Here is a 23,541-nt window from a genome sequence, read left to right on the forward strand (position 1 = left end):
AAGTTCACTGACCGGAAATCTCGTACCGTTAGCGGGACTTGGACGCCTTCAGTGCCAGCAGTGACTTCTCGTCCGCTGGCGCGGTGCCGCTGGCCCGTTCTTTACGGAAGTGGGTTCGGGCCTCATCCTGGCGGCTTGCTTCGGCGCCGGTCGCGATTGCTGCGCGCAGGTGCTCGGGTCCGTAGCCAAAGGCATCCACGAGGTCCAGCGCGTGGGGACGGATCTTGACCAGCAGCCGGTTGATGTACGTCCCCACGGTCCGGCCGCGTTGCATGGAGAGCCGGCCGTTCATGAGGTACCACGACAAGTGCTTCTCGATGAGCGAAAGCCCGAACAGATCCCGCAGCCAGGTGAGGACCCGCTTGGTTCCCTCATCGGAAACCTTCGCCAGTGCCTCCGTGAAAGCTTCCCACTGGAGGAGCTCGGCATGGGCTTGAGCGGCTTCGATGAGTTCATGCTGGTGCTGGTTGAACAGGGCTCCCGCCTGGTGCTGCGGCAGCTTGTTGGCGCCCTTCAGCGCCGCACCTACTTCGGCCACCATGGACTGCACGCGGTCCGTCAGCAGGGTCCGCTGGCCTTCCTCGTCGCGCAAAGCCAGTGCTGCTTTCTGCACCGAACCCGTGTCAGCTACGAACTGAGCAACCTGCCGAAGGCCCGTCCTGTGCAAGGCGACACCCGCGGCCTGGTCCACTACATACCGCGCAAGCACGCCGAAGTCCGCATTGCGGAATTCCTTGGCATAGTCGGCCAGTAGACGCTTGGCCACCAACTGCAGCAGGACGGTGTTGTCGCCTTCAAAAGTCACGTAAACGTCAAGGTCGGCGCGCAACGAGGCAAAGCGGTTCTCGATCAGGAAGCCTGCGCCACCACAGGCTTCGCGGCACTCCTGTAGAGTGTCCAGCGCATGCCAGGTGCTGAGGGGCTTCAGTGCGGCCGCCAAGGTTTCCAGATCCTGACGGTCGGCGTCGGTATCGTGGGCGCCGGAGAAAACGTCGTCGAACTTTTGCAGGAGCTGCTCGTGGGCAAAACTCGCAGCGTACGTCGTGGCAAGGCGGGTGAACAGGCGCCGCTGATGACGCTGATAGTCCAGCAGGACTTCTTCGTCAGTAGGTGAGGAAGCGTTGAACTGACGGCGCTCGGTGGCGTACTGGATGGCTGTCTTGAGCGCCACCTTGCTGGCCGCCACAGCTGCCCCGTCCAAGGAGACCCGGCCTTGGACCAAGGTTCCAAGCATCGTGAAGAAGCGGCGGCCCGGGCTCTCGATGGTTGATGAATACGTGCCATCGACAGCTACATCGCCGTATCGGTTCAGGAGGTTGGTGCGGGGGATACGGACGTCGGTGAAGTGGAGCCGGCCGTTGTCGATGCCGTTCAGGCCGCCCTTGATGCCATCATCTTCCCCGCCGATGCCTGGCAGGAATTCTTTGGTGGTGGGGTCGCGCAGCTCCACATAAAAGGCGTGCACGCCGTGGTTAATGTTTTTGGTTACCAGCTGCGCAAACACGACGGCGGCCAGGCCATCGTTTGCGGCGTTGCCGATGTAGTCCTTCCAAGCTGCCCGGAAGGGGGTGTTGATGACGAATTCCTGGTTCGCCTCGTCATAAGTGGCCGTAGTGGCGATGCTGGCGACGTCGGAGCCGTGGCCCGTCTCCGTCATCGCGAAACAACCCGGAATTGCCAGGCTCATGATACCGGGGAGCCATTTGTCGTGGTGCTCCCGGGTACCAAGGTGCATGACAGCGGAGCCAAAGAGGCCCCACTGAACGCCGGCCTTGATCTGCAGTGACGGGTCGGCCGTAACGAGCTCTTCGAATCCGGCAACATTGCCGCCGTGATCATCCGAACCTCCCAGGCGGGTGGGGAACGCCCGGTGTACAGCATTGTTGTCCACCAGGAACTTCAATTGTTCAAACACGCGGGCCCGGTGTTCCGTGTGGTGGAGGCCTTCAATTTTGCGAACGTCGGGATGACCGGCTATTTGGCGGGCTTGGTGCCGGATGTGGGCCCATTTGCCCAAGAGCTGCTCACCCAGCGCTGCGACATCCACCACCGGGTCCGCAGCCCGCTTGCCGGATCCACTGGTACCGGAGCCACTGGTGCGAATGGCCGCGTCCTCGCGGCCTGATGGTTGATGGGCTGATGAAGCCCGGTCCACTACTTCAGTCATGTTGGTTCCTTCTTTGGTTCTTACAACTGATGGATCACTTCTCATGTCAGTTGGCCGCTTTGAGTTCAGGAGCGATGCCCAGGCATAGCCAATCCGTAATGTGGCCGGCCATGGTTGCCTGGTTAGGCTTGCTGTCCGAGGCAGGGCTTCCCAGCCACATTTCACCGGCGTTCCGCACGAGCCCAATGGCGGCAGTGGGCCAGTACTCGATCAACGCCTCTTTTTCTGCGCCGAGGTACTGCCGCATAGGCGTGGCGATCATGTCGGTGATTTGTTCGAAGAAGTTTCCCAACGCGCCCGACGCCGCAATCGCATCCTGCGAGGAAGCTTCCCCGGGCGTCAACCGGGTGATGAACGCATAAACGTTGGGACTGGACTCCGCCATTTGCAGGTAAGCCGAAACCATGGCGTACAGCCCTTCGCGTGGTGTCTGCGCCAACTGGGCCGCTTCTTTCATGCGGCGTTGCATTTGCCCTAGAACTACTTCTCCCATGGCCCCTTGAAGGCCTGCCTTATCGCCGAAATAGCGGTAGTAGACCGACTTTGAGGTGCCCGCGGCACCGGCGATGTCTTCCATGGATGCTTCGCTTCCCAAGGCGTGCACAGCCCTGCGTGCTGCCTTGATGAGCTCGCGCCGACGCTCCTCGCGATGGCTCTGCCATCTGGCGGCACGCCCATCTACCGCAAGGTCGGGAACAGAGTTGCCGGACTCCACGGTGGCATCAACGGCACCCGTGCTGGAAGAGGCAAGTGCGTTCGGAAAATCTGTACGGCGACGGTTCACGATACCCAGCGTATCAGGTACGCTGGGTATCAGTAACTGGTATTCATCGAAGGAGTCAAGCATGGCTGCAGCAGACGCGCCCGCGGGCGAGAACACAGGTACCGCGGGCACGCACAACACGCACGCAGGTACAGACGGCTTCGCAAGCGGAGAGCAGAGCAAGGGCGTCAAGAGGACGCGTGCTGCTGTGATCGTTGGGGGCAACCGGATCCCGTTTGCCCGCACGGGCGGCGCTTACGTGAAATCCTCCAACCAGGACATGCTTACTGCTGCATTGGATGGGCTGATCGCCCGCTTCGGGTTGCAGGATGAGCGGATCGGTGAGGTAGCTGCTGGAGCGGTGCTGAAGCATTCACGGGACTTCAACCTCACCCGGGAGGCTGTACTGGGTTCGGCGTTATCTCCAGAGACACCCGCGTACGACCTTCAGCAGGCATGTGCCACGGGACTGGAAACCGTGCTTGGGCTTGCAAACAAGATCAAGCTTGGGCAGATCGAGTCCGCGATCGCCGGTGGCGTTGACTCCGCGTCCGATGCCCCGATCGCCGTCAGCGAGGGGCTGCGGGAAATCCTGCTGGACCTCAACCGCGCCAAGACCTCCGTCCAGAAGCTGAAGGTCCTGGCCCGCATCCGGCCAAAGGATTTGGCCCCGGATGCTCCCAACACCGGCGAACCGCGTACTGGCCTGTCCATGGGCGAACATCAAGCGCTCACCACGGCACAGTGGAAGATCAGCCGGGAGGCGCAGGACGAACTGGCCTTCAACAGCCATCGCAACCTCGCCGCCGCGTATGAGCGCGGCTTCTTCGAGGACCTCATTACTCCGTATCGCGGCCTCAACCGGGACTCGAATCTTCGCGCAGACACCACGTTGGAGAAGCTCTCCACGCTGAAGCCTGTCTTTGGCAGGAACCTGGGATCCGAGGCCACGATGACCGCCGGCAATTCGACGCCGCTGACCGATGGCGCCGCAACCGTCCTGCTTGCCACCGAAGAGTGGGCGGACAGCCGGGGCCTGCCCAAGCTCGCCACCGTCCTGGACGGTGAGGCAGCCGCCGTCGACTTCGTCCACGGTAAGGACGGACTTCTGATGGCGCCGGTCTTTGCCGTACCGCGCCTCCTCGCGCGCCACGGGCTGACTTTGGAGGACTTCGACTTCTTCGAAATCCATGAGGCTTTCGCCGGGACCGTCCTCAGCACGCTGGCTGCCTGGGAAGATGAAGACTTCGGACGAACGCGGTTGGGGCTGGACGGCGCGCTGGGAAAGGTGGACCGCACCAAACTCAACATCCATGGTTCTTCACTCGCTGCCGGGCACCCGTTTGCAGCAACCGGTGGCAGGATCGTGGCCTCGCTGGCAAAGATGCTCCATGACAAGGGAGCTGTGGATGGAAGGCCGGCACGTGGCCTGATTTCGGTGTGTGCCGCCGGGGGGCAGGGCGTTGTTGCCATTCTGGAAGCAGCCTAGGGGAGCGTGATGACAGACAAGTACGCCAAAATCGTCAGCAAGGGACTTGGCAAGGACGTCGCCAAAAGGCTCGGGCTGCCGCAGCCGGTTGAGCTGCGTCGACACCAGCCAGGCGCACCGCTTATCGATGGGCCGGTGCTGGTCAACGGCGACAGCCGCGGCGCGGATGACCTCGCCACCGCGCTTCTTGGTTGGGGCCTGGACGTCCGCCGTCATGCATTGCCCAAGGAAAAGCTCGGGGCCATCATTGTTGTCCTCGACGCCGTGCAGCACCCAGAGGACCTGGGCAAGCCCGTGCTCACGATTGGTGCTTCCTTGCGGGACCTTGCACCCAACGGACGGGTGATTACCCTCTCAAGAACGGCCGGGTCCGCATCAGGGCCCGCTTCGGCGGCTGCCCGGCAGGGCGTCGATGGCCTGCTGCGTTCATTGGCCAAGGAATTGCGCGCAGGCGCCACCGCCAACGGCCTTCTTCTCGATGAGGATTTGGCCACCACCAGTCCGTCCGCGCTGGGAGCCCTCCGGTTCTTCCTTTCCGGCCGCTCCGCCTATGTGGATGGCCAGTTCCTGACCATCAGCTCCTCGTCCGGTAGCTTGCCCTTTGACGCCGAAAAACCTCTTGCCGGCAAAGTTGCCGTGGTCACTGGTGCAGCGCGGGGTATTGGTGCCGCGATCGCCCGGACGCTACACCGTGATGGGGCCAAGGTTGTGCTGGTGGATGTCCCTGCCGCGGGGGATCATTTGGCGGCAGTGGCCAACGAGGTCCGTGGGACCGCCCTCCAACTCGACATCACCCGTGAGGACGCCGGTCACCGGATTATCGACCACGCGGTGGAACGCCATGGCAGGCTCGACGTCGTAGTCCACAACGCCGGCATCACCCGCGACCGGCTCCTTGCCAACATGGATGAGGGCCGCTGGCAGTCTGTCATCGCTGTCAACATCGCGGCGCAACTGAGGATCAATGAGGCCCTCCTGGCATCCGAGCACTTCAAGGAGAGGCCGCGCATCGTTTCGGTGGCATCCACCAGCGGCATTGCCGGCAACAGGGGCCAAACAAACTATGCCGCGTCCAAGGGTGGCGTGATCGGAATGGTGCGCTTAACAGCGCCGCTCATGGAGTCCTTCGGGGGGACGATCAACGCTGTGGCACCAGGGTTTATTGAAACAGAGATGACAGCCCGGATGCCGTTCGTCATACGGGAAGCCGCGCGCAGGGCCAACTCCCTCAGGCAGGGCGGCCAGCCCCGGGATGTGGCGGAAGCCATCGCTTTCCTCGCGAGCGATGCCGCGGGAGGAATCTCGGGCGAAGTCCTTCGCGTGTGCGGACAGCAACTGGTGGGAGCATGAGCAAACCACAGCCGGTCATCCTTGGGGAGCTGCCGTCGCTGTCCAAGCTCTACATGAATGCCGCGGCAACTGCCGCTCGCCGCCGCATTATGGGGTCATCTGCGGGGCAGGCGACACTGCCCGCCGTCAGCCACGAGGTCAAGGGAGTCCAGGCGGACGTCGCCAACCTGACCGCCTACCAGCACCTGCTGGGGGAGACCGCCAGCGACATCCTGCCAGCAGGATTCGTCCACGCGCTGGCCTTTCCGGTGTCCATGAGCGTGATGAACCGGGATGATTTTCCGTTGCCGTTGCTCGGGATGATCCACCTCAGGAACCATGTAGAGCAGCGGGTTCCCATCCAGTTCACAGAAGCCCTGGACATCCTGTCTTGGTCGGAGAACCTTTCGGGTCATCGCGTGGGTACGCAAGTGGATGTCATCGCCGAAGTCCGCTCCAGCTCCTCAGGCGAGCTGCTGTGGCGGGGAATTTCCACGTACCTTGCGAAAGGGGTCTTCCTGCCTGGTATCGACAAGCCGGGAAACTCAAGCGGCTCCGGGGACAATGGCAACTTTTCCCCGCCGGACCCCACAGCCCTGTGGCAACTGGACCTGGACATCGGACGCAGTTATGCCGCCGTCTCCGGAGATTTCAATCCCATCCATCTGAGCGTGCTATCGGCCAAAGCATTGGGTCTGAGGGGATCCATTGCCCACGGCATGTACCTTGCCTCGCGAGCGTTGGCAGACGTCGGAGCGGTCAAGTCTGATGCCTTCACCTGGGACGTGACGTTTGAAGCGCCGGTGTTCCTGCCTGCCCGGGTGGCGCTGGACATATCCACCATCCAGGCGGAAACCGGGGCTTGGCAGCGTTCGGACTACGTGGCGTGGAACCCACGCAGCGGCCGGCGCCACTTTAGGGGGAGCGTGGCTCCATTGTCGTAGGCCCTCCATAAATCCTTAGGGGCGGGATATTCTCTTCAGACGGACCGCCCGTAGGAGGAGAGTCTTGCCACATGAACCAGATAAGTTTGTGCGTCTCGACCTACAACCGGGTTGATGATCTGAAGAGGTTGCTCTCCAGCGCTCTCGGCCAGGAACCCGCAATTCCCATCATCGTCTATGACGATGCATCCTCGGACGGCACTTCAGAGGTGGTCCGAGAGCAGTTTCCCGCCGTTGAACTTATTACGGGTCAGGAGAATGTCGGTTTGATCGCTGCCCGGAACATCTGCATCCGGGCAGCATCCACTCCATTCGTCCTCATCCTCGATGATGACGCGTACTTCACATCCGCCTCCACGGCCCGGCAAACCGTGGCCGACTTTTCATCGCCTGCAATTGCCGCCGTTGCGGTCCCCTTTACCGAGAACGGCGCCTTGATGCAGGGCGACCAATCAGGCGATACTGTTCAACTGGCCCGGAGCTTTATCGGCGCGGCTCATGCTCTGCGCCGGGATGCCGTACTGGCCTGTGGCGGTTTGCGTGAATCCTATAGGTTCTATTGTGAGGAATCGGATTTATCGATTCGACTGTTGGCTTCAGGCCTCGTAGTCAGGCACGGAACCTCGGATCCGGTGGAGCACTGCCCGAATCCTGACCGTCACCCTCTACGTAGGCGCCAATTGCGCTGGCGAAGCGAACTTCGCTTCAAGTGGTGCCACACACCAACTTTGTTTGTGGTGCCGGTACTCGTAGGTCATGTGGGTCTCCTGCTCGTGAGGTCGGGGCAATTTGGTGGCCTTCGGGAATCTTTTCGGCTGTGCTATTCATCCTGCAGGGACGTCTTCATGTCGCGGTTCGAACGCAAAGGTGTGGATATCCGGACCTACCTCCTGTGGAGACGCCTTGCCAAGCTTCCCCGATTGACTCTGGACGCGACCGACCACGTTCTTGCCTTTCGACGTGCTCCTCAGCAGCGGCAGGCTCAGGGGCGCGGCATTTCGCTCAAGCGATGAGCCAGGAAAATTGGATTGGTGGGAGTGATGATCATGAGGGAACGCCACCTGACCGTACGGCGACAAGCGGCTGCATCCAGTGCCTCCATCTGGGCTGTGTTAGCGGATTTCGGGAACCTCGCCGACGTCTGGAACGGCCTAAGGGCATCACAATCGGTCGGTAACAAGACCCAAGGGCTGGGCGCCTGCCGTCAGGTACGCTTGTCGCCCGTCGGCTCGATGATCGAAACCATCACCGAATGGGAGGAAGGCCGCGTCCTCGCAACGAAGAACGAGCCGTCGACACTGGTGCCCTTCAAACAAGCCAACTCCAGGCTCGTCCTCCAGCCGGATGGCGAGGGGACAGCGATGGCCTTTGACTACCGTTATGTGCCCAGGGGTGGGCCTCTCGGCCGCCTGACCGGCCCTCTGATTGACAGAATGCTGACGGCGACCTTCGAAAGTATGCTGGCTGCGGTCGAGAAGGCTGCCCGCCAAGGCAACTGAAAGGTGATGCCGCCGTGCAGACCCTCAGTCTTATTCGAATATATGTTCTATTCTTAGTCCATGAGACCCAAGCAAGACTCCAAAGCTTTCGCCCGCATGATGTTGCAGACCGAGGCGGAAGCAAAGCACCCTAAACCTGACGATGGCAAAATCATGGAGCTGGAGCCGGGTGCCCAACCGCTTGTTCGTGTTGGTGAGGTGTATGGACGGGCGATCAAGTACACGCGGACCTATGGCCTCGTGGAGTGGGTGGATGATCGGCGTGACTACCATGTGGAATGGTTTCCAGCCGGACAGATCAAACGGGTGGCCCAGGAGTCATGGCGGGGCTGGCCGTTGGCGTAGTAAAACGCCACCCATGACTGGAAGGGGGGGGGTCCAGTGTGCTTGAAGGCACAAAAAAACCCCGGTTTCCCGGGGCCTTCTTTGTGCGCGGAGGGGGACTTGAACCCCCACCCCCTTTCGAGGACTAGCACCTCAAGCTAGCGCGTCTGCCATTCCGCCACCCGCGCAGGTGGTATTCAGAGAAGCCATTCCGCACCTTCCGGTGCTTCACTTTCCTCCGAAGCAGCGAGAAAAACTCTAACACGCTTTGAAGCAACTAAAAAATCGATGCTGGTCAGGACGGGTTGCAGGCCTCCAACGCGTGGCGGCGCCGGGAATTGCCCAACCGACGGCGCTTCCGGTGAGTAGGCTGGTGGAACACGGGACGGTAGAGCTGCGGGGTCCGCAGTGCGCGTCGCCGGCACCTGCAGCCCAGCCAACGCAAGGAGAATTTCCATGTCTGTCATCCGCCCCGAAGACGAAGTTGTCCGGATCTGCCAGGAGCTCATCCGGATCGACTCCTCCAACTTCGGCGACGACACGGGACCGGGCGAACGTGCTGCAGCGGAGTACACGGCTGGCCTGATCACGGAAGTGGGTCTCGAGGCCGAGATTTTCGAGTCTGCACCGGGACGTGCCAGCGTCGTCACGCGCATGGCCGGGGAGGACCCCTCAGCTGACGCGCTGGTGGTGCACGGACACTTGGACGTTGTACCCGCCCTGAAGGATCAGTGGAGCGTTGACCCCTTCAGTGGTGAGCTGAAGGACGGACTGATCTGGGGTCGCGGTGCCGTGGACATGAAGGACATGGATGCCATGATCCTTTCAGTGATGCGGGACTTCGCCCGGACTGGTCGCAGGCCCAAGCGGGACATCATTTTCGCCTTCTTCGCAGACGAGGAAGCTGGCGGCACTTATGGCGCCCGGTATGCCGTGGAGCACCGACGCGAATTGTTCGATGGGGCCACCGAGGCTATCTCCGAAGTGGGCGGCTTCTCCGCGACCATCGGCGGTCAGCGAACGTACCTGCTTCAAACTGCCGAGAAGGGCTTGTCCTGGCTGCGGCTGGTGGCCCATGGACGGGCTGGCCACGGTTCGCAGATCAATACGGACAACGCGATCACCCGGCTCGCGGCGGCCGTCACCAGAATCGGCGAATACAAGTGGCCCGTAGAACTGACTCCCACAACCAGGCAGTTCCTGGACGGCGTGACCGAACTTACTGGCGTGGAGTTTGATGCCGACAACCCGGATATCCTGCTCAAGGAGCTTGGCACCGTGGCCCGCTTTGTGGGAGCAACGCTGCAAAATACTTCCAATCCCACCCTGCTCCGCTCGGGCTACAAGCACAATGTCATCCCGGAATCGGCCGAGGCATTCGTGGATTGCCGCACGCTGCCCGGCCAGCAGGAACTGGTGTTCGAAACCATCAAGGAGCTCGTTGGGGACGGCATTGAGATCAGCTACGTCAACAAGGATGTCTCGCTGGAGGTGCCGTTTGCCGGCAACCTGGTGGACTCCATGATCGACGCCTTGCATTCCGAGGACCCGGGCGCCAAGGTACTTCCGTACACCCTCTCCGGAGGGACCGACAACAAGTCCCTGAGCAAGATCGGCATCACCGGCTATGGCTTCGCTCCACTGATGCTGCCGGACGAGCTGGACTTCACAGGCATGTTCCACGGCGTGGACGAGCGAGTGCCGGCGGAGTCCCTGCAATTCGGCGCGCGCGTCCTCAACAGGCTGCTGAGCAACTACTAAAACGCAATCTTCACGAAAGACGGTGGGCGATGACCCCAGAGGAAATCCTTCCGGATGCGCTGTTGGAACGTCTGCGCGGACGGGCGGCCGGTTATGACCACAACAATCTCTTCTTCCATGAAGACCTGGAAGAGCTGGCAGCCGCCGGTTACCTGAAACTCTTCGTGCCAGTTGCCGACGGCGGTATGGGACTGGGTCTGGAAGCGGTAGCTGCGCTGCAGCAGCGCCTCGCCACGGCCGCCCCGGCCACAGCACTGGCAGTCAACATGCACTTGGTCTGGACCGGCGTCGCGCATTTCATGGCTGCCAGGGGAGAGGCCACGCTGGACTTCGTGCTGAAGGAAGCCGGCAAGGGGGAAGTGTTTGCTTTCGGAATTTCCGAAGCGGGCAACGATTCAATGCTGTTCGACTCCACTACTGTTGCGGAGCCGCTGCCCGACGGTGGCTATCGATTCACCGGACGGAAGATCTTCACGAGCCTCTCCCGTGGCTGGACCCGTCTGGGAACGTTCGGCAAGGACGCCAGCGCCAGGAACGGAGAGGGCGAGTTGGTTTTCGGGTTTATCCATCGTGATGAACCCGGGCACGAAACCCTTAACGATTGGGACACCCTGGGAATGCGGGCCAGTGCCTCGAACACCACCCTGTTGAAGGGAGCGGCGGTTCCAAAGGAGCGGATCTTCCGCAAACTGCCTGTCGGGCCAAACCAGGACTTACTGATTTTCGCGATTTTTGCCTGCTTTGAGACCTTGTTGGCAGCCGTCTACACGGGATTGGCAGAGCGTGCATTCATGCTGGGCATTGAAAGTGTCAAGCGACGGGTCTCGGCGAAGCACGGCGGACGCAGTTTCGCCCAGGACCCGGACATCCGGTGGAAAGTTGCCGATGCGGCCTTGGCCATGGACGGTATCTATCCCCAGTTGTCGGCTGTAGCCCGCGACATCGACAACCTGGTGGACCATGGAGCCCAGTGGTTCCCCAAGCTTGTTGGACTCAAGTTGCGGGCCACGGAAAATGCCCGCTACGTGGTGGATCTGGCGATCAGGGTCACTGGAGGATCGAGCTACTTCCGCGGCTCGGAACTGGAACGCCTCTACCGGGATGTACTCGCTGGAATTTTCCATCCGTCCAACGACGAATCGGCGCACAACACGGTGGCGAACGCCTGGCTTGGGCCCGTGGATAACTGAGGAACCTGTACAGCTGAGGAACCTGGATAACTGAGGAACCTGGCAGCTGACTAAACCGTGCGCTGCACGGAATAGACTTTTCGGCGCAACCAGAAGCGCCTGCCGCCACCGAGGTATAGCCGGCTGCGTTCCAGCTCCCACTTTCCGTACTCGGAGTGCTCTGCGAGCCGACGCCGGGCTTCGGGCAGTGAATCGTCAGGTCCTACCGTCAGTACGAGGTACTCGTACTGACGTGCATAGTCACGTTGGCGCTCTTCGGAGCTGCCTCGAAATTGTTCCTTCATCCCTCTCCATTTTCGTCCTTTTCGGGCTAACGTGAAGTCATGAGCATCGATCCGCGTGTCGCGCTTCAGTCACTGACTGCTGCCCTGGAAGAGCACTTGGCCGCCGCTTCAGCCCGCCGGGGCGAGGGTGACCCCAACGTCGAGGCGGCGTTCTTCGCCATCGCAGACGCCTTCGAGGTTTACGAAGACGCCCTGTACGAGGCATATTCCGAGGTTACTCCGCTGCAGGTGTTTGATGACGAGGAAGAGGACGATGACGAGGTCCTGGACGAAGACCTCGAAAGCCTGGAGGACTAGGGAGCCTCTAATACTAGGGAGCCTTCAATAAGCGGCAACCAACCGGCCACCGACGGTGGCCGGTTTTTTGTGTCGTTTCCCGAGCTCTTTGTCCTGTTTCCAGCCCGGAATGTAGCGGTTTTCGGTGGCGCCGTGAGGCTTAAAGCACGTAGTCCTGCGTCATCTGGCTAGGTACTCGCACGTAGGAGCCATGGGTAAAGCTGCGCAAACTTGAGTACCGACTACTGGTGCGCCTCCTGACAGCCGCCGCTTCACTGGGATGTAGGCAACGGCAGGTCTGCGAAGAAGGCTGACATGGTAAAAGTTCCAGTCTTGCGTTCGGGCAAGGTGGCAGCACCACAGGGTGCGCCTAACTTTTCCTTGGGCACGGCGTTCACCGCGAAACCTGGTGTTGTCGATGTCAATCCGCCGGTGTCTCCCTGGATTGACAAGTCCGTTGCTGCACAACGGGCTGAAAAGGCGGGACTGGCGGCGTTGAGGGCAGATGTCACCCTGGACCTCAAGCCGCCAGTCACCCACCGCAACTCCCGCATCGCCTCCTCCGGGGCCGAACGGTACAACGGATCCGGCTGGGCCAAGGCGCTCACCAACAGTCTTCGATTGGCAGACAGCGCCCTGGTAGCGGCAGCAGTCACGTCAGGTTTCCTTCTGAACACTGACGGCCTTGCCGTTGCGGCAGGCGGCGCGGGACATGAGCGGCAGCTTATGCTCGGCTTCATACTTGGCATTGCCTGGCTGGGCGCTCTGGAGGTCTATCGGACACGGGATCCGAAAGTACTCGGGGTTGGGCCCGAAGAGTACAAGCGTGTCCTGTCCGCGAGCCTTCGCGTTTTCGGCTTTCTGGGGCTCGTGGCAGTCGTTTTCCAGTTGGAGTCCGCAAGCTCATTCGTCTTGGTGTCCCTGCCAGTGGGCTTGGTGGCCCTGACAGGCAGCCGGTGGATGTTCCGCCGCTGGCTGACGCGCGAAAAGTCACGCGGCCGCTGCCTCTCCCGTGCCATTGTGGTGGGGGAGCCGCAGGATGTCAGATACGTCATCAAGCAAATCAACAGGAAGTCCGGTGCTGCGTACAACATCCTGGGGGCATGCCTTCCAGGGGCCCGGCGTGGCGCCGTCCTGGTGGTGGATAACGTGCGGGTTCCCGTCTTGTCATCGATTTACGGTATTGCCCATACCGTGCGTCAGACGGGCGCCAACGCGGTGATCGTTGCCGGTCCGGTCCCTGGCGGCAACCAGTTCATCCAGGAGTTGGGCTGGCGCTTGGAAGAAGATGCCGCCGAACTCGTCCTGGCAGCAACGCTGACCAACGTGGCAGGCCCGCGCATCCATTGGCGCCCGGTTGAAGGCCTGCCCTTGATGCACGTGGATATTCCGCACTACTCCGGTGGCAAACACACACTCAAACGCCTCATGGACATTGTGGTGTCGGCTGCTGCCTTGCTTTGCCTGGCGCCACTGCTGGCTGTTTTGGCGCTGATAGTCAGGTTTGACAGCCCGGGTCCAGTCCTTTTCCGGCAGGAACGGATAGGTAGGCGAGGCACCACCTTTCAGATGCTGAAATTCCGTTCCATGGTGGTTGATGCCGAAGCGCGGCTGGAAGAACTCAGCGGTAAGGACCAGGGCGCCGGTGTCCTCTTCAAGATCCGCGAGGATCCCCGCATCACCAAGTGCGGCCGTTGGATGCGCAAGTACTCCTTGGACGAGCTACCCCAGTTCTGGAATGTGCTGGCCGGGAACATGAGCCTTGTGGGCCCCCGACCGCCACTCCTTCGCGAAGTCAATGGCTACGAACGGCATACCCATCGCCGGCTGCTCATCAAACCTGGAATTACTGGCCTGTGGCAGATCAATGGACGATCAGACCTTCCCTGGGATGAAGCCGTCCGGCTGGACCTCTATTACGTCGAAAACTGGTCGATAGCGGGCGACCTGATGATCATGTGGCGCACCTTCAGGGCCATGATCCAGCCCTCCGGTGCCTACTGATGAGGGTTGGAACCAACCGTCTGACCCGGGACACGCCGGGCAGCACAACAAGCAGTACCTGAGAAAGAACCGAGCTATCCAACACAGAATCCGAGTGGAAAATGAGCATAGGAACTATTCCATCAGGCCACCTCAACGGCCACGGGATGACCCCGAAATTGCGGATCGCCGTGGTCGGAGCGGGATATTGGGGCCCGAACCTCGCCAGGAACCTTAAAGCCAGCCCGGACTGGGAACTCGTGGCAATTTGCGATCTTGACGTGGAGCGCGGACTTCGGCTGGCCGAAACGGTAGGCGGCGTCGCCGTCGTCGAGTCCTTGGACGAACTCCTGGACACCTACAACCTGGACGCCGTCGCCGTGGCGACCCCGGCGCACACGCATCACGGAGTAGTGATGACTGCCTTGCGCGCCGGCATGCACGTACTCGTCGAGAAGCCACTCGCGGATAGCCGTGCCAAGGGCCTGGAAATGGTGGAGGAAGCCAAAGCCCGCGGCCTGGTCCTCATGGCAGACCATACCTATTGTTTTACTCCCGCGGTTTTGAAGATCCAGGAGCTTGTATCAAGTGGGGCATTGGGCGACATCTTGTACGTTGACTCCGTGCGCATCAACCTCGGACTTGTCCAACCGGACGTCAACGTGTTCTGGGATCTTGCACCGCACGACCTCTCGATCCTCGATTTCATCCTACCGGGAGGCCTGCACCCCACCGAGATCTCTGCCCACGGCGCAGACCCGCTGGGTACCGGCCGCGACTGCGTAGGCCACTTGACCTTCGGCCTGCCAAACGACGCCATGGTACATATCCACGTGAACTGGCTCAGTCCCACCAAAATCCGCCAAATGATCATTGGCGGCTCAAAGAGGACGCTCGTCTGGGACGACCTGAACCCGCAACAACGCCTCAGCGTCTATGATCGCGGCGTCAGCCTGGAACAACAGCCACGGTCCGCGGCGGACAAAAAGACCTCGGCCATCTCTTATCGCCTGGGCGACACCTGGTCACCGGCGTTGCAGGAGCGCGAACCGTTGGGCCAAGTGGTCGCCGAGCTGGCTGGCTCCATCCGGAACCACACGATACCGCGCACCAGCGGAGAATCCGGGCTCAGGGTCCTCTCAGTACTGGAAGCCGTCACCCAAAGCCTGGGAACAGACGGCCAGTCCACCATCGTTGCGGGCAACGAGGTCGCTCTCCAGGTCGCACAGTGAAGAAGCTGCTCGGCGCCAACGTCCTGGTCACCGGAGGCGCCGGAACCATCGGATCCACCCTGGTAGACCAACTGCTCGACGCCGGTGCGGCGCACGTGGACGTCCTGGACAACCTCGTCAGGGGGCGCCGGTCCAACCTCAACGATGCCTTGGCTACCGGACTCGTACAGCTGGTGGAAGGTGACCTGAGGGACCGGGACATGGTCCACGACCTCACCAGGGGCAAAGATCTGGTTTTCCATCAGGCTGCGATCCGTATCACCCAATGCGCCGAGGAGCCACGGTTGGCGCTTGAGGTCTTGGTGGATGGAACCTTCAACGTGCTCGAAGCCGCCGTTGAGCACAATGTGGAAAAGGTCATCGCGGCGTCCAGTGCCTCCGTCTACGGAATGGCAGAAGAATTCCCCACCACCGAGAGACACCACCACCACAACAACGACACCTTTTACGGGGCCGCGAAATCGTTCAATGAGGGAATGGCGAGGAGCTTCCGGGCCATGTCCGGCCTGGACTACGTCCTCCTGAGGTACTTCAACGTCTACGGTCCCCGTATGGACGTCCACGGCCTCTATACAGAGGTACTCGTCCGTTGGATGGAGCGGATAGTCGATGGCCTTCCGCCCCTGATCTTCGGCAGCGGCCACCAGACAATGGACTTCATCCACACCGTCGACGTCGCAAGGGCCAACATCCTCGCAGCCGCCAGCGACGTCCGGGAGGGCGTCTACAACGTGGCCAGCGGCACGGAAACCAGCTTGGCCGAACTCGCGCAAACACTGCTACAGGTCATGCAGTCCCCACTGCACCTTGACCACGGACCTGAACGTGCAGTCAACGGCGTTGCCCGACGGCTCGCAGACGTCACCGCCGCCAAGCGGGACCTCGGTTTCGAAGCCGCGATAGAACTTGAAGACGGACTCCGCTCACTCGTCACCTGGTGGCGTCCGCTCCGTGAAGAAATCGCAGCCTCCCGGCAGCTTGCCCGGCCGGAAGCACCCTCAGTGGGTGCACGATGACAACCGCCGAAACCTCCCTGGCGCGCATCGACGTCATGAAACCGTGGCTGGGGGAAGAAGAAGCCCAAGCAGTGGCCGAGGTCATCGCTTCCGGCTGGGTGGCCCAAGGCCCCAAAGTCAAGCAGTTCGAAGAAGCCTTCGCCCTGGAGCAACAAGCCGCTTTCGCCGTCGCGGTCTCCAGCTGCACCTCAGCCCTGCACCTGGCACTCGCCGTCGCAGGTGTCGGTCCGGGAGACGACGTCGTCGTTCCCTCCTTCTCCTTCATTGCCACGGCAAACGCCCCCACCTATGTAGGCGCCCGGGCGGTCTTCGCCGACGTCGACGTACTAACCGGTTGTGTCACCGCTGAAACGATTGCCGCTGCCTTGACTCCTGCCACACGGGCAGTCATAGCCGTGGACCAAGGCGGAGTACCCGTGGATCTCGATCCCATCCGGGCCCTGTGCGACCCCCTCGGCATCACCGTCGTGGAAGACGCAGCCTGCGGCATCGGTTCCCGCTACCGCGGCCGCCCGGTAGGAGCCGGCGCCGAACTGGTCGCTTGGTCCTTCCACCCCCGCAAAATCCTCACCACCGGCGAGGGCGGGATGCTCTCCACACCACGCCAGGACTTCGCAGACCGGTCCCGCCGCCTCCGCGAACACGCAATGAGCGTCTCAGCCGCAGACCGTCATGCAAGCATCCTCGCCCCCGCCGAGGAATACCTCGAAGTAGGTTTCAACTACCGCATGACTGACCTCCAGGCCGCCGTCGGGATCGTCCAACTCGGCCGCCTGCACCAAGCAGTACAACGCAGGCGTGAACTGGCCGCCAATTACGCACACGCCTTCGCTGGCATCGAAGGCCTCCGTCTAGTGGAGGACCCCGGATACGGAACCGGCAACTTCCAGTCCTGCTGGCTGGAAGTAGGCACAGCTTTCCCCCTCGGAAGAGACGCCCTGATGACCCGCCTCGCAGAGGACGGAATATCGGCACGACGCGGCATCATGGCCGCACACCGGCAACCTGCCTACGCCCGGACAGCCAAAGGAGCGGTTTCACTGGCAGCAACCGAATGGCTGACAGAGCACACATTGATTCTGCCTCTCTACCACCAGCTCACCCTGGGTGACCAGGTCCGGGTCATCGACGCAGTACTTCGCGCGGCAGGACAGGGAAGATGACCGAACTCCTCCTCATCGCCGCCAGCGGACTCGCCCGCGAGGTCCTGGCCATGGTCCGCAACACCGGACAATACGACGTCATCGGAATCCTCGACGACGACGAAGACAAACTCGGACGCGTCGTGGACGGCGCCCACGTACTGGGCCCCATCCGCGATGCCCTGACCTTCCCACACGCCATGCTGCTTGTCTGTATTGGATCCGGCCGAGGACGCGAAAGCGTCGTCATGCGCTTACGCACTCTGGGCCTCGCAGAGGACCGCTACGCCTCAGCGATCGACTCATCAGTACATCCGCCGGAAGGATGCAGGATCGGCCTGGGCAGCATCCTCCTGGCCAATGTCACCATGACAGCCTCCGTCACAGTGGGAAGCCACGTCGTAGCCATGCCCGGAGTCACACTCACCCACGACGACGTCATCAGCGACTTCGCCACCCTGGCCGCAGGCGTATCCCTCGGCGGCAACGTCCACATCGGGCGCGCAGCCTACATCGGCATGAACGCCAGCGTCCGCGAGCGCCGCACCATCGGCGCCGGCGCAACCATCGGCATGGGGGCGGCCGTGCTTACCGATGTTCCCGACGAGGAAACCTGGGCTGGGGTGCCCGCACGCGTCATCCGCCGCGGCTTTTCCCCCGAACTGGAGGACGCCCTGTGACCCTCCGCAGCCGTCCTGCAATCCCGCGAACGCCCACTCCAACACGGGCGTTTGTCATCAGCGTGCTGAACGCAGTCGTGACCCGCCTGGGAACGATCGCAATTGGCATAGCACTCGCGCGGTTACTGGGGCCCGAGCAATTCGGAACATACGCTGTGGCCTTTGTGGCACTCATGGCTGTACTGAGCTTCAACGAACTTGGGGTCAGCCTGGCAATCGTTCGATGGCCAGGGGATCCGAAGGAGATCGCAGCGACCGTGACGACGATCTCGACGGCATGCAGCATTGTTCTCTTCGCAGGTTCCTATGTGATGGCGCCATACTTCACAGCAGCCATGGGAAACGAAGCTGCCACCGACGTGGTCAGGGCGCTCGCATTATGCATCATTCTCAACGGGCTGGTGGCTACGCCTGCGGCCGTTCTGCAACGAAACTTTCGCCAGGGCCAACGAATGATCATTGACCAGGTCAACGTTTGGCTTGGGGCAGGCGTCTCCCTTGTTCTCGTCATTATGGGGATGGGCGCTATGAGTCTCGCCGTTGGACGCGTGCTGGCCAGCCTTGTTTCCGCTGTCCTTTTCCTGGTTTACTCTCCGTTGCCTTATCGCTTTGGGTTCTCCATGAAGCTGGCGAAACAGCTGCTGGGTTTTGGGTTGCCTTTGGCGGGCGCGAGCATAGTGGTCTTCGGCGTGGGTTACGTTGACCAACTGGTTGCTGGAAAGATGCTCGGTCCGGTGGTGTTGGGTTTTTATGTCATGGCCACGAATATGGCCGGTTGGCCAGCCAGCTTGTTGTCGCAGCCTCTGCGCAGCGTGGCACCTGCGACATTTGCCAGACTGCAGGATGCTCCCACGGAGATGCGTGCCGCCATGCTGTCAATAGTTGCGGTGGTGGCATCAGCCATGCTGCCGGTTTCGGCCGTCCTGACTGCCTGCGCGGTTCCGGTGGTGACGCTGCTGTATGGGGAGGCGTGGGGGCCGGCTGCCGGGGCCCTGGCTTGGCTGGCGCCGGTTGCGGTCTTCAGGGTTTTTCACGAACTCATTTATGACTACCTGGTGGTGATAAAGCAGTCTGTTCCCATTCTGAGGGTCCAACTCTTGTCCCTCCTTGCTTTGATTCCGGCACTTGTGCTGGGCGCACAACTGGGCGGCCTCCAAGGCTTGGCGGCAGTTCCGCTGTTCATTGCGGCGGCCGTAACTTCGCCGCTCTATTTAGGTGCGCTCTCTCGGGCTGGCATTCCCTTGAGGAGCCTTGCAGTCAGCGTGAGCGTGTCCACCGGTATCTCGCTCGCCGCCGGAGTGGCGTGTTTTGTGCTGTCCTCTTCGATTCCTTCGCCGTTTCTGGCAGTTGGTGCCAGCCTGTTGGTTGGTTTGCTGGCGCTCGCGGTCTCGGTGTTCCTCCGGCTGGGAGACATTCATCAGTTGCGTCGAATGGGTCGGGAGCAGGAGGCTGTCCGGTGAAGATTCTTATCTATCCGCATGACCTTCGAATCGGTGGCAGCCAGGTCAATGCCATTGAGTTGGGAGCCGCTGTCCGGGATCTTGGCCACAGCGTGGTCATTTTTGGGCAGCCCGGAACGCTTACCCGGAAGGTGCGGGAGCTTGATCTGGAGTTCATTCAGGCACCGACTCCCCGAAAGCGGCCATCCCCGTCAGTGTGCGCGACGTTGGGCAAGCTCGCCCGGGGCCGCATGCTTGACGTACTCCATGGTTACGAGTGGCCACCGGCCCTTGAGTGCTTGATTGCTTCAAGACTGGTACCCGGCAGCAGCAGCATGGCGACTGTCATGTCCATGGCCGTTGCGCCGTTTATCCCCAGGACGATGCCCCTTCTTGTAGGAACTGAACAGATTCTAGGTGCAGAGTCAGCTTCCGGTCGCCAGCGCGTGGGGCTTCTGGAGCCTCCCGTCGATGTCATCGCAAACAGTCCGTCAGCCGTTGCAGGGCCGGTCAAATTCCGGGAACGGTTTGGACTCAATGACCAGGCCCAACTAGTTGTTTGCGTTTCACGACTTGCCCGGGAGTTGAAGCTTGAGGGCATCTTGTCCTCGATGGACGCCATCGCTGAATTGGCACGGCTGAGAGACGTTCGCCTAGTGATCGTTGGCGACGGGCCAGGGATGAGCGACGCGATTGCCAAGGCTTCCGCTATCAATGACGGGCTGGGACGTCGCGTGGTCCTGCTAACAGGGGAGCTTGAGGACCCCAGGCCAGCGTACGCGGCTGCTGATGTTGTCCTGGGGATGGGCGGCTCGGCCTTGCGTGGTCTTTCCTTTGGGAAGCCGCTGGTGGTTCAAGGGGAGCGCGGCTTCTGGGAATTGTTGTCCCCGGAATCTGTGGACCGCTTCCTCTGGCAGGGATGGTACGGCGTAGGCAGCGGCACGGAAGCGGGGCGGGAAAACTTGATTTCCATCCTTGGATTCCTGCTGGACAACGAGCAGGAACGAGCCCAGCTGGGCTCCTTTGGGCGCGAACTTGTTCAGGACAGGTTTTCGCTCACAAACGCAGCCCGGGTACAGGTGCAGTTCTACCGGCGTTCACTGGAAGAAAGCACAGGTACATTCTCTTCGTTGAGGGCCGAGGCGCTAGCTGGTGCTCAATATGCCGCCTACGTGGGGCGTCGACGCTTTCACCGCTATTTCGGACACAACGCAGCCGATGACTTCAATGCCAAGCCGGTGGCATCGATGCCTTCCTTGGCCGTGCGTGGACGGGACAGCTGATGGAAACGATCGTCTATTTGTCCGGGACCCGCTGGGACAGCCTTTCGGGTACTGACAAGATGCTGGCCACCTCGTTGGCCAAGACACACCATATCCTCTGGGTTGATCACCCGGTTCCACTTACCAGCTACGAGGATGTCCGACGCCACCTCGTCCGGAGCCTTCGTGGTGTCGGCGAAGATGTGGCGACGAATATCAGCCGCCTCCGGATCCCGGCTCTGCCCGGCGTGAGCAAACCAATGGTGCGTCGCTCTACGGATGTCCTTGTACGCCGCTGTGTGGGTGCAGCGTTGGATCGGAGTGCCAGGCGTATTGCCGGCATAGTCAATTCGTCGCCGATCATGCTGTTTCCGTCCCGCCGCCCGGAAGGGACACGGCTCCTGCACGTGACAGATGATTGGTTGGCGGGGACGAACCTCATGGGCTTCACTTCGTCCCATTTGATCCGCGTATTGGAAGAGAACATCCGATCTGCCGACGCTATTAGCGCAGTCTCTGAGGAACTGGCAGCCAAGATCTCCCGGTTTTCCGGCAGGCCCGTCGAAGTCTTGCCCAATGGCTGCACTCCCGCGACCACGCCATCAGGTTCCAGCCGCAGTCCGGTTGTGGCCCTGGTTGGTCAGCTCAACAACCGGTTGGACCTGGACGCCCTGGAATCCGTAGCAGCAACGGAGGTCCCACTGCTCATCATTGGTCCCCGGGCGGACGGTGATCCAGTTGTCCGCTCCAGGTTGGATGCCCTCTTGTCCAGGCCAAACGTGGATTGGAGGGGGTTGGTGGCCCAGGAGGACGTTGCCCTATTGCTGCAAAGCGTGTCAGTCGGGATCACTCCTTATGCGGACACAGAGTTCAACCGATCAAGTTTTCCTTTGAAGACCCTTGAATACCTTGCTGCAGGGCTCCGGGTAGTAGCCACAGACCTGCCCTCGACCCGATGGATTGACTCGCCCGCCATTGCGGCGGCCCGGACACCGACCGAATTCTCTCAACTCGTTCTCAAGGCCCTGCGTGAGCCTATGACACGGGAACTCCGCAAAGATATGGACGCAACCGCCAGGCAGCACAGCTGGGACTCACGGGGCGCCAAAATCCGGGGGCTCCTGTCGGCTCCTACCGTGGAGGGGCTGGCGGATGACGTGCGGCCGACGGTAGACCACGCGCTCCTGACCCGGTTCAACCTTCCGTCAAAGGGCTTTGAGAGCCTTGTCCGGGCCAAAGACGGGTGGCTTCACAACCGTGTTGAACTCTTCGAGAGATATTGTCTTCCCTCGGTTCGTGCCCAAACACGCAAAGGCTTTCATTGGATTGTCTATTTCGATCCCGAGTCTCCTGAGTGGTTGTTGGACAGGATTCGGGACCTAAGTGCCGACGGTCTGTTCACGCCGATTTTCCGGGCGGAAGTTTCTGCCGACGAGCTCCTCTCGGACATCGAGGAGGTCACAGGGCGGCAGGCACAAAATCTGCTGACCACCAACGTAGACAACGACGACGGTCTGGCAGCAGACTTTGTGGCCCAGGTGCAGGATGTCCAATGCTCCGAGCTGCCGTCAGCTATCTATCTCTCCTCCGGATTGATAAAAGGAGACGCCTCGGTGTACTTGAGGCACGACGACCGAAACGCTTTTTGCTCGGTCCGGTCCAGTTGGAGTGCTCCAGTAACTTGTTGGTCTGCCTGGCATAACCAGCTGAGCGAGATCATGGCCACGGAGGAAATCGGTGGCCCGCCAGCATGGTTGCAGGTCGTGCACGGGTTAAACGTCAGCAACAGAATCCGGGGACGGCTTGTGGCCGCTGATCCATTTGCGGACAGGTTTCCTGGGTTGCTCGACGACGTGGCCACAGTGCGAACGCTGGAGTTAGTGCGCGACGCCCTGGTTGAGGGGCCGGTGCGCCTGCTGCGTGACGGCCTTCGCAGCGCAATCAAAGCGGCCACGATCAGGCTCCTTGGCAGAAGCGGAATCGACAGGGTGAAAGTGTTCCTGGGACAGAGTAGGCGGGAGATCGAATAATGCAAATTAGAACGATTCTAAGAAGCCTGGGACGCAGATGGTACTTCGTGATCATCGGCCTGGTCATGACGTTGGTTCTGTGTTTTCAGGTCCAACAAAACACCCCCGAGAAATTCAAAGCCCAAGCCAGCCTGGTGATCATGCCATCAGCGCATAGCGTTGGCGTCGACGGTAATCCGTACCTGAATCTGGGCGGGATGGGTGAGGCGCTGGACATCCTTACGCGCCGGCTCTCGGCCGAAGACATCCGTGGCAAGATCGCGGACGAATTCGCCAACGCAAGCTATACGGCCGAGACCGATCGAGGCACGAGCGGCGCTATTCTTCTCATCACGGCCACGTCACCGAACCCGGATGAGTCCTTGGGTACCATGCGCGCGGTCATGGACCAAGCCCCACTCGTGCTGGAAAACATGCAGGGCGCGTTGAACGTTCCAGAGGAGTCACGGATTTCAACCATGACCCTTCTGGTCGACAGCCGGGCAACACCCGAATCCAAGGCAAGGACCCAGGTCCTCCTCGTGGCGGCAGCCGGGGGAGTAGGGCTGACCTTGGTGCTTACCGTTCTGTTGGACAGCCTGCTTAAGTCACGCAATGCCCGCCGCCGCAGGGAAAAGGGTTCCCGGATTCCGGAGGAAACCAACCATACTGTGCCGGCTACAGCGCCAGCGCCGGAACCAGCGCACGACGACGTCCCGGTCACCTTGCCGCTTTCCCGCAGGCCCTCATAG

Annotated in this window: 21 protein-coding genes and 1 tRNA gene; 18 read left to right on the top strand and 4 right to left on the bottom strand. The window is 61.3% G+C overall.

The window, feature by feature from the left end; translation table 11 throughout:
• Positions 1 to 28: 28 nt before the first annotated feature.
• A complete protein-coding gene (locus tag ACFX4T_RS16325) occupies positions 29 to 2,167 on the bottom strand; it encodes an acyl-CoA dehydrogenase (RefSeq protein WP_377652653.1) in 2,139 nt (712 codons plus the stop codon).
• 46 nt (positions 2,168 to 2,213) lie between these two features.
• On the bottom strand, positions 2,214 to 3,014 hold the full coding sequence (locus ACFX4T_RS16330) for a TetR family transcriptional regulator (protein WP_377652654.1): 801 nt from the start codon (positions 3,012 to 3,014) through the stop codon (positions 2,214 to 2,216).
• On the opposite strand from ACFX4T_RS16330, the gene ACFX4T_RS16335 reads away from it, so the two are divergent.
• From ACFX4T_RS16335 to ACFX4T_RS16360, 6 genes are all read left to right on the top strand, one after another.
• Complete coding sequence (locus ACFX4T_RS16335) at positions 3,013 to 4,419, top strand: acetyl-CoA C-acetyltransferase (RefSeq protein WP_377652655.1); 1,407 nt, start codon at positions 3,013 to 3,015, stop codon at positions 4,417 to 4,419. The two genes, ACFX4T_RS16330 and ACFX4T_RS16335, sit on opposite strands and share 2 nt — an antisense overlap.
• A 9-nt stretch (positions 4,420 to 4,428) precedes the next feature.
• On the top strand, positions 4,429 to 5,769 hold the full coding sequence (locus ACFX4T_RS16340) for a 3-oxoacyl-ACP reductase (RefSeq protein ID WP_377652656.1): 1,341 nt from the start codon (positions 4,429 to 4,431) through the stop codon (positions 5,767 to 5,769).
• Positions 5,766 to 6,692, top strand: a complete 927-nt coding sequence (locus ACFX4T_RS16345; RefSeq protein ID WP_377652657.1) for a MaoC/PaaZ C-terminal domain-containing protein — start codon at positions 5,766 to 5,768, stop codon at positions 6,690 to 6,692. The genes ACFX4T_RS16340 and ACFX4T_RS16345 overlap by 4 nt, the downstream gene beginning before the upstream one ends.
• A 71-nt stretch (positions 6,693 to 6,763) precedes the next feature.
• Complete coding sequence (locus ACFX4T_RS16350) at positions 6,764 to 7,705, top strand: glycosyltransferase family 2 protein (RefSeq protein ID WP_377652658.1); 942 nt, start codon at positions 6,764 to 6,766, stop codon at positions 7,703 to 7,705.
• A gap of 33 nt (positions 7,706 to 7,738) precedes the next feature.
• Complete coding sequence (locus ACFX4T_RS16355) at positions 7,739 to 8,191, top strand: SRPBCC family protein (protein ID WP_377652659.1); 453 nt, start codon at positions 7,739 to 7,741, stop codon at positions 8,189 to 8,191.
• A gap of 60 nt (positions 8,192 to 8,251) precedes the next feature.
• Positions 8,252 to 8,536: a hypothetical protein gene (locus ACFX4T_RS16360; protein ID WP_216925731.1), complete on the top strand. Its 285-nt coding sequence runs from the start codon at positions 8,252 to 8,254 to the stop codon at positions 8,534 to 8,536.
• Between the two features lie 84 nt (positions 8,537 to 8,620).
• Here the strand turns inward: ACFX4T_RS16360 and ACFX4T_RS16365 are convergent.
• Positions 8,621 to 8,703 (bottom strand) — tRNA-Leu (locus ACFX4T_RS16365).
• A gap of 268 nt (positions 8,704 to 8,971) precedes the next feature.
• Between ACFX4T_RS16365 and ACFX4T_RS16370 the strand changes: the two genes are divergently transcribed.
• Together ACFX4T_RS16370 and ACFX4T_RS16375 are read left to right on the top strand one after the other, a co-directional pair.
• The gene (locus tag ACFX4T_RS16370) at positions 8,972 to 10,276 is read left to right on the top strand and encodes a M20/M25/M40 family metallo-hydrolase (RefSeq protein ID WP_377652660.1); all 1,305 of its coding nucleotides are present in this window, start codon (positions 8,972 to 8,974) and stop codon (positions 10,274 to 10,276) included.
• A 29-nt stretch (positions 10,277 to 10,305) separates the two neighbouring features.
• Positions 10,306 to 11,466, top strand: a complete 1,161-nt coding sequence (locus tag ACFX4T_RS16375) for an acyl-CoA dehydrogenase family protein (RefSeq protein ID WP_377652661.1) — start codon at positions 10,306 to 10,308, stop codon at positions 11,464 to 11,466.
• Positions 11,467 to 11,516: 50 nt separating this feature from the next.
• On the opposite strand, the gene ACFX4T_RS16380 is transcribed toward ACFX4T_RS16375, so the two are convergent.
• A complete protein-coding gene (locus ACFX4T_RS16380; protein ID WP_216925728.1) occupies positions 11,517 to 11,750 on the bottom strand; it encodes a DUF5703 family protein in 234 nt (77 codons plus the stop codon).
• Between the two features lie 39 nt (positions 11,751 to 11,789).
• On the opposite strand from ACFX4T_RS16380, the gene ACFX4T_RS16385 reads away from it, so the two are divergent.
• The 10 genes from ACFX4T_RS16385 to ACFX4T_RS16430 all read left to right on the top strand — a co-directional run bounded on the left by ACFX4T_RS16385 (position 11,790) and on the right by ACFX4T_RS16430 (position 23,541).
• Positions 11,790 to 12,047, top strand: a complete 258-nt coding sequence (locus ACFX4T_RS16385; RefSeq protein WP_216925727.1) for a hypothetical protein — start codon at positions 11,790 to 11,792, stop codon at positions 12,045 to 12,047.
• A 294-nt stretch (positions 12,048 to 12,341) separates the two neighbouring features.
• Positions 12,342 to 14,030, top strand: a complete 1,689-nt coding sequence (locus tag ACFX4T_RS16390) for a sugar transferase (protein ID WP_377652662.1) — start codon at positions 12,342 to 12,344, stop codon at positions 14,028 to 14,030.
• 101 nt (positions 14,031 to 14,131) lie between these two features.
• Positions 14,132 to 15,241 (top strand): Gfo/Idh/MocA family protein, encoded by a 1,110-nt coding sequence (locus ACFX4T_RS16395; RefSeq protein ID WP_377652663.1) that lies wholly within the window; start codon positions 14,132 to 14,134, stop codon positions 15,239 to 15,241.
• Positions 15,238 to 16,257 (top strand): NAD-dependent epimerase/dehydratase family protein, encoded by a 1,020-nt coding sequence (locus ACFX4T_RS16400; RefSeq protein WP_377652664.1) that lies wholly within the window; start codon positions 15,238 to 15,240, stop codon positions 16,255 to 16,257. The genes ACFX4T_RS16395 and ACFX4T_RS16400 overlap by 4 nt, the downstream gene beginning before the upstream one ends.
• Positions 16,254 to 17,420 (top strand): DegT/DnrJ/EryC1/StrS family aminotransferase, encoded by a 1,167-nt coding sequence (locus tag ACFX4T_RS16405; protein ID WP_377652665.1) that lies wholly within the window; start codon positions 16,254 to 16,256, stop codon positions 17,418 to 17,420. Before ACFX4T_RS16400 ends, ACFX4T_RS16405 begins: the two co-directional genes overlap by 4 nt.
• The gene (locus tag ACFX4T_RS16410; protein ID WP_377652666.1) at positions 17,417 to 18,079 is read left to right on the top strand and encodes an acetyltransferase; all 663 of its coding nucleotides are present in this window, start codon (positions 17,417 to 17,419) and stop codon (positions 18,077 to 18,079) included. Before ACFX4T_RS16405 ends, ACFX4T_RS16410 begins: the two co-directional genes overlap by 4 nt.
• Complete coding sequence (locus ACFX4T_RS16415; RefSeq protein WP_377652667.1) at positions 18,076 to 19,539, top strand: oligosaccharide flippase family protein; 1,464 nt, start codon at positions 18,076 to 18,078, stop codon at positions 19,537 to 19,539. The genes ACFX4T_RS16410 and ACFX4T_RS16415 overlap by 4 nt, the downstream gene beginning before the upstream one ends.
• On the top strand, positions 19,536 to 20,801 hold the full coding sequence (locus tag ACFX4T_RS16420; RefSeq protein ID WP_216925719.1) for a glycosyltransferase family 4 protein: 1,266 nt from the start codon (positions 19,536 to 19,538) through the stop codon (positions 20,799 to 20,801). Before ACFX4T_RS16415 ends, ACFX4T_RS16420 begins: the two co-directional genes overlap by 4 nt.
• The gene (locus ACFX4T_RS16425; RefSeq protein ID WP_223945965.1) at positions 20,801 to 22,810 is read left to right on the top strand and encodes a glycosyltransferase; all 2,010 of its coding nucleotides are present in this window, start codon (positions 20,801 to 20,803) and stop codon (positions 22,808 to 22,810) included. The genes ACFX4T_RS16420 and ACFX4T_RS16425 overlap by 1 nt, the downstream gene beginning before the upstream one ends.
• A 140-nt stretch (positions 22,811 to 22,950) precedes the next feature.
• The gene (locus tag ACFX4T_RS16430; RefSeq protein ID WP_223945963.1) at positions 22,951 to 23,541 is read left to right on the top strand and encodes a hypothetical protein; all 591 of its coding nucleotides are present in this window, start codon (positions 22,951 to 22,953) and stop codon (positions 23,539 to 23,541) included.

The sequence above is a fragment of the Paenarthrobacter sp. YIM B13468 genome, from assembly GCF_042788025.1.
Classification (GTDB): domain Bacteria; phylum Actinomycetota; class Actinomycetes; order Actinomycetales; family Micrococcaceae; genus Arthrobacter; species Arthrobacter aromaticivorans.